The 12,490-nt window shown below is 68.6% G+C and carries 12 protein-coding genes and 2 tRNA genes; 7 read left to right on the forward strand and 7 right to left on the reverse strand.

The window, feature by feature from the left end:
- Positions 1 to 10 precede the first annotated feature (10 nt).
- The 3 genes from ASF40_RS06365 (at position 11) to ASF40_RS06375 (ending at position 2,634) form a co-directional block, all read left to right on the forward strand.
- Positions 11 to 1,012 carry a beta-ketoacyl-ACP synthase III gene (locus ASF40_RS06365; RefSeq protein ID WP_056367355.1) on the forward strand — a complete coding sequence of 334 codons (1,002 nt, stop codon included), beginning with the start codon at positions 11 to 13 and terminating at the stop codon, positions 1,010 to 1,012.
- A 74-nt stretch (positions 1,013 to 1,086) separates the two neighbouring features.
- Positions 1,087 to 1,335 (forward strand): acyl carrier protein, encoded by a 249-nt coding sequence (locus tag ASF40_RS06370; protein ID WP_013586517.1) that lies wholly within the window; start codon positions 1,087 to 1,089, stop codon positions 1,333 to 1,335.
- A gap of 60 nt (positions 1,336 to 1,395) precedes the next feature.
- Positions 1,396 to 2,634: a beta-ketoacyl-[acyl-carrier-protein] synthase family protein gene (locus tag ASF40_RS06375; RefSeq protein ID WP_056367356.1), complete on the forward strand. Its 1,239-nt coding sequence runs from the start codon at positions 1,396 to 1,398 to the stop codon at positions 2,632 to 2,634.
- A 145-nt stretch (positions 2,635 to 2,779) separates the two neighbouring features.
- On the opposite strand, the gene ASF40_RS06380 is transcribed toward ASF40_RS06375, so the two are convergent.
- Positions 2,780 to 3,283, reverse strand: coding sequence for a DUF3145 domain-containing protein (locus ASF40_RS06380; RefSeq protein WP_082496903.1), 504 nt, complete (start codon positions 3,281 to 3,283; stop codon positions 2,780 to 2,782).
- A 150-nt stretch (positions 3,284 to 3,433) separates the two neighbouring features.
- Positions 3,434 to 4,207, reverse strand: coding sequence for a hypothetical protein (locus tag ASF40_RS06385; RefSeq protein ID WP_056367358.1), 774 nt, complete (start codon positions 4,205 to 4,207; stop codon positions 3,434 to 3,436).
- A 164-nt stretch (positions 4,208 to 4,371) separates the two neighbouring features.
- On the opposite strand from ASF40_RS06385, the gene ASF40_RS06390 reads away from it, so the two are divergent.
- Positions 4,372 to 6,378 (forward strand): DUF262 domain-containing protein, encoded by a 2,007-nt coding sequence (locus tag ASF40_RS06390; protein ID WP_056367359.1) that lies wholly within the window; start codon positions 4,372 to 4,374, stop codon positions 6,376 to 6,378.
- A 59-nt stretch (positions 6,379 to 6,437) separates the two neighbouring features.
- Here the strand turns inward: ASF40_RS06390 and nagE are convergent, their stop codons facing one another.
- From nagE to ASF40_RS06405, 3 genes are all read right to left on the reverse strand, one after another.
- Positions 6,438 to 8,378, reverse strand: coding sequence for an N-acetylglucosamine-specific PTS transporter subunit IIBC (gene nagE / locus ASF40_RS06395; protein WP_056367360.1), 1,941 nt, complete (start codon positions 8,376 to 8,378; stop codon positions 6,438 to 6,440).
- A gap of 186 nt (positions 8,379 to 8,564) precedes the next feature.
- Positions 8,565 to 8,638, reverse strand: a tRNA-Ile gene (locus ASF40_RS06400).
- A 27-nt stretch (positions 8,639 to 8,665) separates the two neighbouring features.
- Positions 8,666 to 9,763, reverse strand: coding sequence for a DMT family transporter (locus ASF40_RS06405; protein ID WP_056367361.1), 1,098 nt, complete (start codon positions 9,761 to 9,763; stop codon positions 8,666 to 8,668).
- Positions 9,764 to 9,805: 42 nt separating this feature from the next.
- Here ASF40_RS06405 and def point away from each other — a divergent pair, with 42 nt between their 5' ends.
- The 3 genes from def to ASF40_RS06420 all read left to right on the forward strand — a co-directional run bounded on the left by def (position 9,806) and on the right by ASF40_RS06420 (position 11,556).
- Positions 9,806 to 10,372, forward strand: coding sequence for a peptide deformylase (gene def / locus ASF40_RS06410; protein ID WP_082496904.1), 567 nt, complete (start codon positions 9,806 to 9,808; stop codon positions 10,370 to 10,372).
- An 88-nt stretch (positions 10,373 to 10,460) separates the two neighbouring features.
- Positions 10,461 to 10,883 carry a DUF6153 family protein gene (locus tag ASF40_RS06415; RefSeq protein WP_056367362.1) on the forward strand — a complete coding sequence of 141 codons (423 nt, stop codon included), beginning with the start codon at positions 10,461 to 10,463 and terminating at the stop codon, positions 10,881 to 10,883.
- A 64-nt stretch (positions 10,884 to 10,947) separates the two neighbouring features.
- Positions 10,948 to 11,556, forward strand: coding sequence for a DUF305 domain-containing protein (locus tag ASF40_RS06420; protein WP_056367363.1), 609 nt, complete (start codon positions 10,948 to 10,950; stop codon positions 11,554 to 11,556).
- 62 nt (positions 11,557 to 11,618) lie between these two features.
- Here the strand turns inward: ASF40_RS06420 and ASF40_RS06425 are convergent, their stop codons facing one another.
- Positions 11,619 to 12,287, reverse strand: a complete 669-nt coding sequence (locus tag ASF40_RS06425; protein ID WP_056367364.1) for a hypothetical protein — start codon at positions 12,285 to 12,287, stop codon at positions 11,619 to 11,621.
- Between the two features lie 65 nt (positions 12,288 to 12,352).
- Positions 12,353 to 12,425, reverse strand: a tRNA-Asn gene (locus ASF40_RS06430).
- Positions 12,426 to 12,490 lie beyond the last annotated feature (65 nt).

Consider the following 12,490-nt stretch of genomic DNA (forward strand, 5'->3'; position numbering starts at 1 on the left):
GTACCCCCGCATGACCCGCAGCCTCATCCAGCCCACCGGTGCCGCCCACACGCGCATCTACTCCTACGGCGCCGCCCGTGGCGAGATCGCGGTGCCGAACGACGACCTCGTCGGCCCGATCGACTCGAGCGACGAGTGGATCCGCCAGCGCACGGGCATCGTCACGCGTACTCGTGCGGTGGCCGAGACGGACGCGATCGACCTCGCGACCGATGCCGCCCGCGAGGCGATCGAGCGGTCCGGCGTCGACGCGTCGCAGGTCGACGCGGTCATCGTCGCGACCATCAGCAACCCGAAGCAGACCCCGTCGGTGTCGGCGATCGTCGCCGATCGCGTCGGCGCCAACCCCGCCGCGGCGTACGACGTGAACGCCGCATGCGCCGGCTTCGCCTATGGCGTGGCCCAGGCCGACGCGCTCATCCGCGCCGGCGCCGCGCACTACGCCGTCGTCATCGGCACCGAGAAGCTCAGCGACATCGTCGACCCCGCCGACCGCAGCATCTCGTTCCTGCTCGGCGACGGTGCGGGTGCGGTCGTCGTCGGCCCGAGCGAGACGCCCGGCATCGGCCCCACCGTGTGGGGCTCCGACGGGTCGAAGGCCGAGGCCGTGGGCATGAACCACACGCTGACCGAGTTCCGCGACGGCGTCGCGCCGTGGCCGACCCTGCGCCAGGAGGGCCCCACCGTCTTCCGCTGGGCGGTCTGGGAGATGGTGAAGGTCGCACGCCAGGCGCTCGAGGCCGCCGGGGTCGAGGCATCCGATCTCGCCGCCTTCGTTCCCCACCAGGCGAACATGCGCATCATCGACGAGTTCGCCAAGCAGCTGGGCCTGCCCGACACCGTCCTGATCGGCCGCGACATCGAGACCACCGGCAACACCTCGGCGGCCTCCATCCCGCTGGCCACGCACCGACTGCTCGAGGAGCACCCGGAGCTCAGCGGAGGCCTCGCGCTCCAGATCGGCTTCGGCGCCGGACTGGTCTTCGGCGCGCAGGTGGTCGTCCTTCCCTGACGCGGCGAACCGCGACCCTAGACTGATTCCCGGCCCGCTCGGGCACGCCTACCCCTAACAAACAGGAGAATCCCATGGCATTCACCAACGACGAGGTCCTCGCGGGACTCGCGGAGCTCATCACCGACGAGACCGGTATCTCGGCCGACGAGGTCGCGCTCGAGAAGTCGTTCACCGACGACCTCGACATCGACTCGATCTCGATGATGACGATCGTCGTCAACGCCGAGGAGAAGTTCGGCGTCACCATTCCGGACGACGAGGTCAAGAACCTCAAGACCGTCGGCGACGCCGTCACCTTCATCACGTCGAACCAGGCGTAGGACCATCCCGGTGGGGGCCGCGGGCCCCCACCGGCCATCATCACGAGGACTCTGATCTCCATGAGCACACCCCGTATCGTCGTCACCGGCATCGGTGCATCGACCCCCATCGGCGGCACCGCCCCCGAGAGCTGGTCGGCGCTGATGAACGGAGCATCCGGCACGCACACGATCGAGCAGGAATGGGTCGCGGAGTACCAGCTCCCCGTCACCTTCGCCGCGCAGGCGCTCGTCCGGCCCGACTCCGTGCTGGAGCGCCCCGTGGCCAACCGCCTCGACCCTTCGGCGCAGTTCGCGCTCGTCGCGGCGTTCGAGGCCTGGGAGGACGCGGGCAAGCCGGAGGTCGATCCCGAGCGGTTCGCCGTGGACTTCGCGACCGGCATCGGGGGCCTGCAGACCACGCTCGCGGGCTGGGACACGCTCAAGACCAAGGGACCTCGCCGCGTCATGCCGATGAGCGTCCCGATGCTCATGCCGAATGCGCCGGCCGCGGCCGTCTCGATGCACCTGAACGCCCGCGCCTACGCGCGCACCGTGGCTTCGGCGTGCGCATCGAGCACCGAGTCGCTCGTCAACGCGTTCGAGAGCCTTCGTGCCGGTCGCGCCGACGTCGTCATCGCCGGTGGCGCCGAGGCGGTCATCCACCCGCTCACCATCGCCGCTTTCGCCGCGATGCAGGCGCTGTCCAAGCGCAACGACTCCCCCGAGACCGCGTCGCGCCCGTACAGCGTCGACCGGGACGGGTTCGTCATGGGCGAGGGCGCGGCAGCGCTGGTCCTCGAGACCGAGGAGCACGCCAAGGCCCGCGGCGCGAAGATCTACGGCGAGGTCGTGGGCGGCGGCGTGACGGCCGATTCGTACCACATCACGGCTCCGGAGCCCGAGGGTCTGGGTGCCTCGCGCGCCGTCCGCCTCGCGCTCGAGCAGGCGGGCGCCACGCCCGACGAGGTCACGCACATCAACGCGCACGCGACGTCCACTCCCACGGGCGACATCGCCGAGTACAAGGCACTCCTGAGCGTCTTCGGCGACCGCGTCCACGAGATCCCCGTCTCGGCGACGAAGGGCGCGACCGGTCACCTGCTGGGCGGCACCGGCGCGCTCGAGGCGATCTTCACGCTCCTCGCGCTGCGCGAGCGCCAGGCGCCGCCGACCATCAACGTCACCACGCAGGACCCCGACATCCCGCTGCGCATCTCGGACGCCCCGATCGCCCTCGGTGCGGGCGATCAGCTCGCGATCAGCAACTCGTTCGGCTTCGGCGGTCACAACGCCGTCGTCGCCTTCCGCTCGGTCTGACGACCCGCGACGCGAAGACGCCCCCGGCGATGCCGGGGGCGTCTTTCGTGTCAGGCGGCGGTTCGCGGTCCCAGGGCCCGGGATTCATGGCCTCCGAGCCTCGGTAGTGGCGCCTCACGCCGCCTGCGGCTGTGGGTTGTGGGCGTCAGCCGACCTTGTGCAGCCAGACGACGGGCGCATCGTCGCTCGCGTGGCGGAACGGCTCGAGCTCCTCGTCCCATGCGGCGCCGAGCGCGACATCGAGTTCGCGCTGCAGCTCGAACGCGTCGCCGCCGGCGATCTCCATCGCGTAGCGGATGCGGTCCTCGCCGATGACGACGTTGCCCGCGGAGTCGGTCTGGGCGTAATGGATGCCGAGGCCCGGCGTGTGCAGCCAACGGCCGCCGTCGCTGCGGGGCGTGGGATCCTCGGTGACCTCGAAGCGCAGGTGCTCCCAGCCGCGGATGGCGGTGGCCAGGGCCGAGCCGGTCCCGGCGGCGCCTTCCCAGTAGAACTCGGACCGCCTGCTGCCGGTCAGCACGGGCTGATCCGCCCAGTCGAAGCTGACGGCGCGGCCGAGGGCTCGCCCCACAGCCCACTCGAGGTGGGGGCACAACGCTCGTGGCGCGGAGTGGATGAAGATCACCCCACGCGCCTTTTGTGTCGCCATGATCTCTCCGTTCGTCAGGTGCGTCTTCCCCTACGACCTGCGACGGTGTCACGACGTGCTGTTCGGTTGTGCTGCCGCCATTATCGCGGAGAGGGCCCGGGAATCACAAGACTGTGATTCCCGGGCCCCCTCGGATCAGGCGGGCGGTGCTCAGGCCTCGCTCATGGCCTGGACCTCGGCCTTGCCCTTGGCGGCGTAGTACGCGGCGCGTGCGGCGTCACGGCGGGCCTGCTCGGCCTGACCGGCGTCGAGCACCTCCTGCGCCACCTCGAACTGCGGCGCGGTCGGCACGGCGTGATACTTCTCCATGTATGCGTCGAGCTCGGGGCCCGACTCCCAGGAGGTGATGAGGCAGTAGCGCGGCTCGGTGCCGTCGTGGTGCACGGCGTGCCACAGGCGCTGCGTGTCGACGATGAGCTGGGCGCCGGCGGGCAGTGCCACGCGGTACTCGATGCTCGGGTCGGTGCGGTTCTCACGCAGCACGAAGTAGGTGTTCTTGTCGTCGGTGAGGTTGAAGAAGCCGCGCACGACCCAGCCGGTGCCGTCGGGGTTGAGGCGGTTGTTGTCGTCCTGGTGGAGGTTGTACAGCGCGTCGGCGTAGGTGTTGGGCTGCAGCTCGATGATGCGGCAGCGGCCGACGTTCGCGCCCGGCTCCTGTGCGCGACGCGTCAGGGTCGGCGCCTTCTCGGTCTGCTCGGGGATCCAGACGCCGTCCTTGTCGGTGCGCGGCGGCGTGTGGTTCCAGAACCCGTTGCACTCGATCTCGCCCTTGGCGGACGCGAGCGGCGCGAAGCGGGTGTCGCCCGACGACTTCCAGTCGACGTACTCGATCGACAGCCACTCCTGCGGGTCGATCTCCTCACCGTAGGAGTCGAGCACCACGAAGCCGGTCTCGTCGAGAGCGGCGGACTTGATGTAACCCATGACGAATCATGCCTTTCGGTCAGTGAGCCAGCACGTTTTAACAGGCTCAACTTAGGCAAGCCTACCTCGGGGGTCTGGACGCCCCCCAAGCCCGCGCCGTGAATAACCGGCGGCCGTCGTCCACCCGATTCGAGGCGGGGAGCCCGGCCTAGACTGGACGGGCCATGGTCACTGCCACGAACGTCGATGCCACTGCTGTCAACACCATCGGCTGGCTCTCCGCCGCGGACTGGACGATCGTCGTCCCGGTGTATCAGCGGCAGTACCGGTGGGACATCGGCGGGTGCGAACAGCTCCTCTCCGACATCCGTGCAGTGGCGGATCTCGACGATCGGCAGATGCACTTCATCGGCTCGATCCTCTCTTCGGCGAGCGGCGAGGGATCCGACGCCGAACTCGTGCTGATCGACGGGCAGCAGCGGACGACGACGCTCATGCTGCTGGTCGCCGCCCTCCATCACACCGTGCGCGAGGCGGATCCGGACCTCGCCGATCAGCTGCAGCGCGTGCTCGTCCATTCGCACGACGCGACGCGCACGAAGCTGCGCCCGCACCGCGCATGGGCCTCGGTGTTCGAGCGTGTCGTGCTCGATCTCCCCCTCGCGGCGGGCGAGCACCGAGATTCGCGGTTCGACGACAACTACGCGTTCTTCCGCAGCCAGATCAGCCTCGAGGAGGCGCCCCACATCTGGCGAGGGCTCCAGAAGCTCGAGCACGTGGCGATCACGCTCGGCGCCGGCGCCAACGCCCAGCAGATCTTCGAGAGCCTCAACTCGACCGGGGAGCCGCTGCGCGACCACGAGCTCATCCACAACTACGTGCTGATGGGGCTCAACCACTCGGAGCAGCGGGAGATCGAGGCCGACTACTGGCAGGCGATCGAGCAGAACACCGGCGAGTCGATCGCGGAGTTCTGGCGGCAGTACCTCGTCATGCGGACAGGCCGAGAGGTCACCGTCGTCGGCGGCCGCGGCGTGTACGACGCCTTCCGTCACGAGTTCCCGCGGCTCGACTTCGAGGCACTCCTGAGCCACGCCGACGAGTGGCGAGAGCTCTCCCGCGTGTACCGCATCCTGCTGCGGCCGAAGGAGGCGCCGGATGCCGAGATCACGCGTCACCTCGCCTACCTCGGCACCTTCGGCACGGGCATGTACCCGCTCGTGATGCGGGCGTACCGCGACTTCGAGCTGGGGTCGCTCGGGCGCGACGAGCTGATCGACACGCTCGAGATGGTGCAGTCACTGCTCGTGCGCCGCGCGGTGGTCGGCACCGGGGTGGATCGCCTGGTCGCGCGCCTCTGCCGCGCGCGCGAAGAGGGTGCCGGCGCGCTCGTGGCGGCGATCTCGCGCATCACGCCGTCCGACGAGCGGATCGCGGTCGCCCTGAAGTACTCGGAGCTCCCCCACGCGGCCTACGTCCTCGGCCGCATCTCCGGTGTGGACGGCGCGGGCGGGCTCGACGTCGAGCACATCTTCCCGCTCGCCCCCGGCGACGGCTGGTCGGGTGACGGCGTGCGCGAGTGGGCGTCGTACACGGACGACGAGCAGAACAGCCATCGCGCCCTCGCGAACACGATCGGCAATCTCACCGTCCTCGAGGAGGATCTCGCCCTCCGTGCTCTCGATCGCTCGTTCCCCGAGAAGCGGGCCCTCTACGCGCGCAGCGCCGTCGCCACCACCGCCGAGCTCGCCGCGCTCCCGTCCTGGGGCACGGCGGCGATCGCGCACCGTTCGGCGCAGCTCACCGGCCGGTTCGTCGAGGTCTGGAAGCGTCCGGGCGGTCCGGCGATCGACGACGACGGCCTCACCCCGATCCTCGACGCCGTCCGCCGTCGCGGATGGCCTCCCGGATGGCACCGGGAGTGGTCGTATGTCGAGTACTGCGGCGAGCACTGGGAGGTGCCCGACGTCAAGTACCTCTTCAACCGCGTCTTCAAGCGGCTGTGGGCGGATTCCCGCGAGTCGGTCGTCGCGTACAGCGCGCGCCGGGGTGGTCCGGTCTACACCGCGCAGTCCTGGAACGGTCAGTGGGACAGTCTCGACGACGAGCACTCGCTCTACATGGGCTGGGACTCCAGCTACATGCTCAGCGCCGTGCAGGGCGTGCTCGAAGAGGCAGGGCTGGCCCCCGAGGTCTTCGTGAAGTACTCCTACATCGGCAACGCGATGTGAGAGCGGGACGGATGCCTCGCCACGAGGCATCCGTCCCGCTCATCGCTGGGACGCCGGCATCACTCGAAGGTGACGGTCGCGTTCTCGTTGTTGAGCACGATCACCGGCGTGATCGAGGGGTGCCCGGCGGCCTGGATCTTCGCGAGGTCGAAGCGCAGGAGCGGCGTGCCCGCCGTGACCTTCTGCCCCTTCTCGACGAGAGTCTGGAAACCGTCGCCCTTCATGCCGACCGTGTCGATGCCGACGTGGATGAGCAGCTCGGTGCCGTCGTCGAGGACGAGCGCCACCGCGTGGCTGCTGTCGAACGTGGCGCCGATGGTGCCGTCAGCGGGCGCGACCACGGTGTCGCCGGTCGGCTCGATCGCGACGCCCGGGCCCATGATCCCCTGCGCGAACGTCGGGTCGGGCACCGCCGTCAGGGCCACGACCCTTCCCTCGAGCGGCTGGCGGAGCTTGACGGTCGTCGTGGCGGGAGCGTCGGTCAGGACCGCGGTGCCGGCCGCAGCGGGAGCGATGGCCGGCTCGGGCGCAGCACCGGTCGGGGCTGCCACCTCGCCCGCGATGATCTGCTCCATCGCGTCTTTGACGAACTGGACGTTCGTGCCGTAGACCACCTGCACCGATTTGCCACCGGGCTTCATCGTGCCCGCCGCGCCCGCGCGCTTGAGGGCGGTGTCATCGACCTTGCTGACGTCGTCGATCTCCATTCGCAGGCGTGTCGCGCAGTTCTCGAGCTCGAGGATGTTCTCTTTGCCGCCGAGTGCGTCGATGAAGCGGCTGCCGGTGATGAGGTACTTGTCGTCCGCGGCGTGCGTGTCGTACTCGGTGCCCTCGCCGAGGATGTCATCGTCCTCGCGGCCGGGCGTCTTCAGGTTGAACCGCTTGATGAAGAAGTAGAACACCCCGAAATAGATGAAGAACCAGAACACGCCCATCACGGGGATGAGCCACGGGTTCTGGGCCATCGGATTCATCCAGTTGAGGACGAGATCCACGAAGCCGCCCGAGAACCCGAAGCCCATGCGCACCGGCAAAAGCTGACTGATCGCCATCGAGATGCCGGTGAAGAGCGCGTGGGTCACGTACAGCACGGGCGCCAGGAACATGAAAGCGAACTCGAGCGGTTCGGTCACGCCCACGAAGAAGGACGAGACCGCGCCGGCGAACAGGATGCCGTAGGCGAGCTTCTTGCGCGTGGTCTTCGCGGTGAGATACATGGCGAGGGCGGCGCCGGGCAGACCGAACATCATGATCGGGAAGAACCCGGTCATGTACTGACCGGTCACGCCATACGTGCCTTCTCCGGAGAGGAAGTTGTTGAGGTCGTTGATGCCGGCGACGTCGAACCAGAACACCGAGTTGAGCGCGTGATGCAGGCCGACAGGAATGAGGAGCCGATTCAAGAAGCCGTAGATCCCTGTGCCGAAGGCTCCCAGCGTCACGATCCACTCACCGAATGTGACGAGTCCGCCGTACACCCACGGCCACACGAAGTACAGCGCGATGGCGACGACGAGCGAGATGCCCGCGGTGACGATCGCGACCGAACGCTTGCCCGAGAAGAACGACAGGGCGTCGGGCAGCTTGGTGTCCTTGAAGCGGTTGTAGCAAAACGCGCCGATCAGGCCGCAGATGATGCCGACGAAGACGTTCTGCACCTTCAAGAACGAGGGGTCGACCTCGTTGACGTCCGCCACGCCCGTGTACAGCGCCACCGTCTCCGGCTTGAGGAGCGTCGTCACCACGAGCCACGACACCAGCCCCGCCAGGGCTGACGTTCCGTCGGACTTCTGCGCCATGCCGAGCGCGATGCCGACGGCGAACAGCAGCGCCATGTTGTCGAGCAGCGATCCGCCCGCTGCGCCGAGGAAGGCTGAGGCGATGTTGGGACTCTTCCCGCCGTCGCTGATCCAGTACGAAATGCCGGACAGGATCGCAGCCACCGGGAGCACAGCCACCGGGAGCATGATCGATCTGCCGAGCCTCTGCAAGAACTTCATTGTTCGCCTCCAAAAGGCGCGAGGGACAGTTGCTGCCGCTGACGCTACAGCCAAACCACGGCGCGCGTCACTGGGTCCCCCTCCGAAAGTTAGGGGTATGAACGAATTTCTCATCGACCCGTGATCCGCACCCGGAGAGAAGTGAGGTCCATCGCAACCCGGTGGGTTGCGACGGACCTCGATACGTAGGGCGGGTGGGACTTGAACCCACGATCGTCGGGTTATGAGCCCGCTGCCTTGACCAGCTTGGCCACCGCCCCGTGCGCGTCTGGCGCGCGGAGACGAGCCTACCTGCCCGCCGTGCCCCCGGGCTCGTCCGCGCGGTCCTTCACGGGCGGTTCGGGCCACACCTTGGCGACGGCCTCGGTCACCTTGATGGATCCCGTGCGCGGGTGCGCAGCATCCGCCGCCCCTCCGGCACTTCCCCGCTGGATCGGGAGCTCCTGGCTTTCGCTCAGCACCTGGGGATGATGGCGGGCGAGCTGGAATACGCCCCACACCGCGACCGCGCCGACCAGCGCGAACGAGATGTAGACCCACAGCGGTGCGCCTGCCGCCTCCTGCAGCACCGTCAGGCCGATGAAGATCGCGACGATCGGGTCGATGACGGTGAGGCCGGCGACGACGAGGTCGGGCGGCCCGGAGGCGTACGCGTTCTGCACGAAGTACGCGCCGACGATGGCGCCCGCGATGAGCGCAGCGAGGCACGTGAACGTGAGCCAGTTGAAGTCCTGCGACTGGATGCGCACGATCACGACCTTGGCCAGCGTCGCGACGAAGCCGTAGATGACGCCGGCGGCGATGATGTAGAAGAGCGCGCCCATGCGCGAGCGCAGCCAGATCCACAGGCCCGCGAAGACGACGGTGACGATCCCGAGCATCACCAGGATCGTGATGAGCTGGCCGTTCGACACCGGCTTCTCGGTCGCGAACAGCGCCGCGATGGTCACGAAGATGAAGATGCCGCCCACGCAGGCGCCGATCGCGGTCAGCGAGCGTCTGGTCGGTTTGTGCCCGCTGATCTGGGCGTTCAGCAGCGTCGTGATCACGAGGGCGATCGCCCCCAGAGGCTGCACGACGATGAGCGGCGCGAACGCGAGCGCCGAGAGCTGGCACACGATCGCGAGCCCCAGCATGACGGTCCCGATCACCCAGGACGGTCGCGAGAGCAGCTTCACCAGGTGGTTCGCGCCCAGCCCGCCACTCCCCTGCGAGCCGTAGAGACGCTCGACCTTCGTCACGCCGCGGTGCTGGTACTGCGCGCCGAACGACATGAAGATCGCGCCGAGCAGGGCCAGCGGGATGCCGATGAGGATTCCGGGATTCTGGAACGCGCCGACGAGCTGATCGCCTACGTCCTCGAGCTCAACCGCCGTCCACACCACACATCGACACTAGCCGCAGGCACCGGTCGATAGGCTCAAGGCGTGGCTGTTCTCCCGATTCGCATCATGGGCGATCCCGTCCTGCACTCCCCCGCGTCCGCCGTCGAAGAGATCACGGACGAGATCCGCACCCTGGTCGCCGACATGTTCGAGACGATGGATGCCGCCCCCGGCGTGGGCCTCGCGGCCCCTCAGGTCGGCGTGCCGCTGCGCATCTACACGTACAACTACACCGACGACGACGGTGCGCCCTGGCGTGGGGTGATCATCAACCCCGAGCTGTGGATGAAGCCGCTCGAGCCGGGTGCGCCCGACCCCGACGAGGAGTCCGAAGGATGCCTCTCGTTCCCCGGCGAGCGGTTCCCGCTGCGCCGGTCGGACGAGGTGCTCGTGACCGGAACGGACCTCGCGGGCGACCCTGTCCGGGTCCAGGTCGACGGCTGGCGGGCGCGCATCATGCAGCACGAGTTCGACCATCTCGACGGAATCCTCTACGTCGACCGTCTCGATGACGGCGACTGGAAGACCGTGCAGAAGCTCGCGCGCAAGCGGGGATGGGGGCGTCCCGGCAGCTCGTGGACGCCGGGCGTCGACCAGATCGACGCCTGAGTCGTCCCTTTCCTCTATACCCTCTGGGGGTATGCCGCTAGACTCGTCGAGACGCTGAGACCGCGTCCCGACGTCGAGGGGTGAACGGATGCCGCTTCTGCAGCCTGAGCCTCGCTCGGCGCGGATCCGGCTCGGTGCGCACGCGGTGATGATCGCGGCCATCGTGCTGGGACTGCTGGGGATGCACGTGCTCGCGTCCCAGGGACCTCACGCGGGGCACGGACCGTCGATGGCCGTGATGTCGGCCGAGCCCGACACGGTGACCCATCACGGGCACGACGGCGCGATGACCGAGAAGGTCGGCACGCCGGCCGGGACCACCGTGCCGGGTGTGTGGGCGGTGATCTGCGTCCTCGCCCTTCTCCTCACCGTTGTGCTCGTCGCCCCGCTCGGCTCTTCGTGGCGGCTCGGTCGACGCGATGCGTCCTGGAGGGCAGCGGCCCTGGGCGCGCCCGACGACGCGCCGCGGCATCCGCCCTCCCTTGCACTTCTCTCGATCAGTCGGACGTGAGCCCCTCGGCGCCCGACCCGTCGGGCGCTCACGCGCCGCATCCTCACGACAGAGAGAAGAAGAGATGAACAACCACCGCAAGCGCGCCCTCGTCGCCGCACTCCCCCTGGCCGTCGCGCTCGGACTGGCGGGGTGCGCGAATGTCACCGCCGGCCCGGGGTCGATGCCCGGGATGGACCACGGATCCCCGATGCCCTCGAGCTCGGCGACCTCCGTTTCGATGGCCGACCAGATGTTCGTGACCATGATGATCCCCCATCACCAGCAGGCGATCGAGATGTCCGAGCTCATTCTCGAGAAGGACGGGGTCGACACCCGCATCGTCGAGCTGGCGGAACGGATCAAGGCCGCCCAGGGGCCGGAGATCGCGCTCATGAAGGGGTGGCTCGACGACTGGGGCGTGCCGCACGACCCGGACGCAACGGGAGGCATGGACCACGGCGACGGGATGATGTCGGAGGCCGACATGACCGCGCTCCGCGAGGCCGCCGGCCCGGAAGCCGGTCGCCTGTTCCTCGAGCAGATGATCGCGCACCACGAGGGGGCCGTCGAGATGGCGGAAGCGGTGCTGTCCGACGGACAGGATCCGGACGTGCTCGCCCTCGCCGAGCGGATCATCGACGACCAGACCGCGGAGATCGCGGAGATGCAAGGGCTCCTGGCGGACGTCTGACGCGCGCGCAACGGCGTCGTGGTCCGCATCGTCCTTCGGTCCGGACCACGACCCGTCGGCGGTCAGGCAGAGGTCGCCGTGCTCCGGCGGTTCTGGCGCTCGACCCACCGGCGCAGCTCCGCATCTGCTCCGGGAGGCGCCTGGGCGATGACGTTCATGCCCTGCCGCACGAAGGTCGTGCCGACGCGCATCGGGCCCCACACGCGAGCGGTGGAGAGTTCTCCGGTGTCGACGTCGCGCACCTGCACCTGGGTGGTGTCGGTGCGCTTGCGCGCACCGGGCTTGCCCGCGACATGCTGCACGACGAGCACCGGAAGGTCGTGCGCGGCGGCGGTGGCGATCACCGAATCGAGATCGTGGGCGGCCCACTGCCGGCGGATGCCCCGCACGGTCGAGAGGGCGATCAGGACGACGGCGATCGTGGCGATGCCCGTGGGAACGAGCCAGAGGCTCGCCACGGCGGACAGCAGCGACCACAGCGCGATCCCCCGGACGGCGAGCAGGATCGCGATGATCGACGGCACGAGCGCGAGGAAGCGCCAGGGCGCCGGTGCGGAGACCGGGAACATCCAGGGATCCCCGCCGAACAGCACCACGAGCCCGACCCACAGCACGGCGCCGCCGAAGACGGCGAGGGCGATCAGAAGGGGGACCGAGCGATAGACGGGCGCCGGCGCAGGGACCCCTCCTTCGACGGCCAGACGCGGCGAAGGCTGCGCGCGAGCCGCCATGTGCACTCCTCGATGTGTTCCCCGGAGACGAAGAAAGCCTCGGGGGTGGAGCCCCGAGGCTTTCGCTCCCCCACTTGGACTCGAACCAAGAACCTATCGGTTAACAGCCGATTGCTCTGCCAATTGAGCTATGGAGGAATGTTCCGCACTCTCGTGCGGGCAACCAGTCCATACTAGCAAAGCTCGAGCCGTGCTCATGACCA

Source organism: Microbacterium sp. Leaf288 (assembly GCF_001422925.1).
In the GTDB taxonomy this organism is placed as follows: Bacteria; Actinomycetota; Actinomycetes; order Actinomycetales; family Microbacteriaceae; genus Microbacterium.

Coding starts and splice junctions, on each gene's coding strand:
- ASF40_RS06385 (WP_056367358.1), bottom strand. CDS start 4,207: ATGGGTTACATCAAGTCCGCCGCTCTCGACGAGACCGGCTTCGTGGTG.
- ASF40_RS06380 (WP_082496903.1), bottom strand. CDS start 3,283: ATGGCGACACAAAAGGCGCGTGGGGTGATCTTCATCCACTCCGCGCCA.
- ASF40_RS06365 (WP_056367355.1), top strand. CDS start 11: ATGACCCGCAGCCTCATCCAGCCCACCGGTGCCGCCCACACGCGCATC.
- ASF40_RS06370 (WP_013586517.1), top strand. CDS start 1,087: ATGGCATTCACCAACGACGAGGTCCTCGCGGGACTCGCGGAGCTCATC.
- nagE (WP_056367360.1), bottom strand. CDS start 8,378: ATGAAGTTCTTGCAGAGGCTCGGCAGATCGATCATGCTCCCGGTGGCT.
- ASF40_RS06390 (WP_056367359.1), top strand. CDS start 4,372: ATGGTCACTGCCACGAACGTCGATGCCACTGCTGTCAACACCATCGGC.
- ASF40_RS06425 (WP_056367364.1), bottom strand. CDS start 12,287: ATGGCGGCTCGCGCGCAGCCTTCGCCGCGTCTGGCCGTCGAAGGAGGG.
- ASF40_RS06375 (WP_056367356.1), top strand. CDS start 1,396: ATGAGCACACCCCGTATCGTCGTCACCGGCATCGGTGCATCGACCCCC.
- ASF40_RS06415 (WP_056367362.1), top strand. CDS start 10,461: ATGCCGCTTCTGCAGCCTGAGCCTCGCTCGGCGCGGATCCGGCTCGGT.
- ASF40_RS06420 (WP_056367363.1), top strand. CDS start 10,948: ATGAACAACCACCGCAAGCGCGCCCTCGTCGCCGCACTCCCCCTGGCC.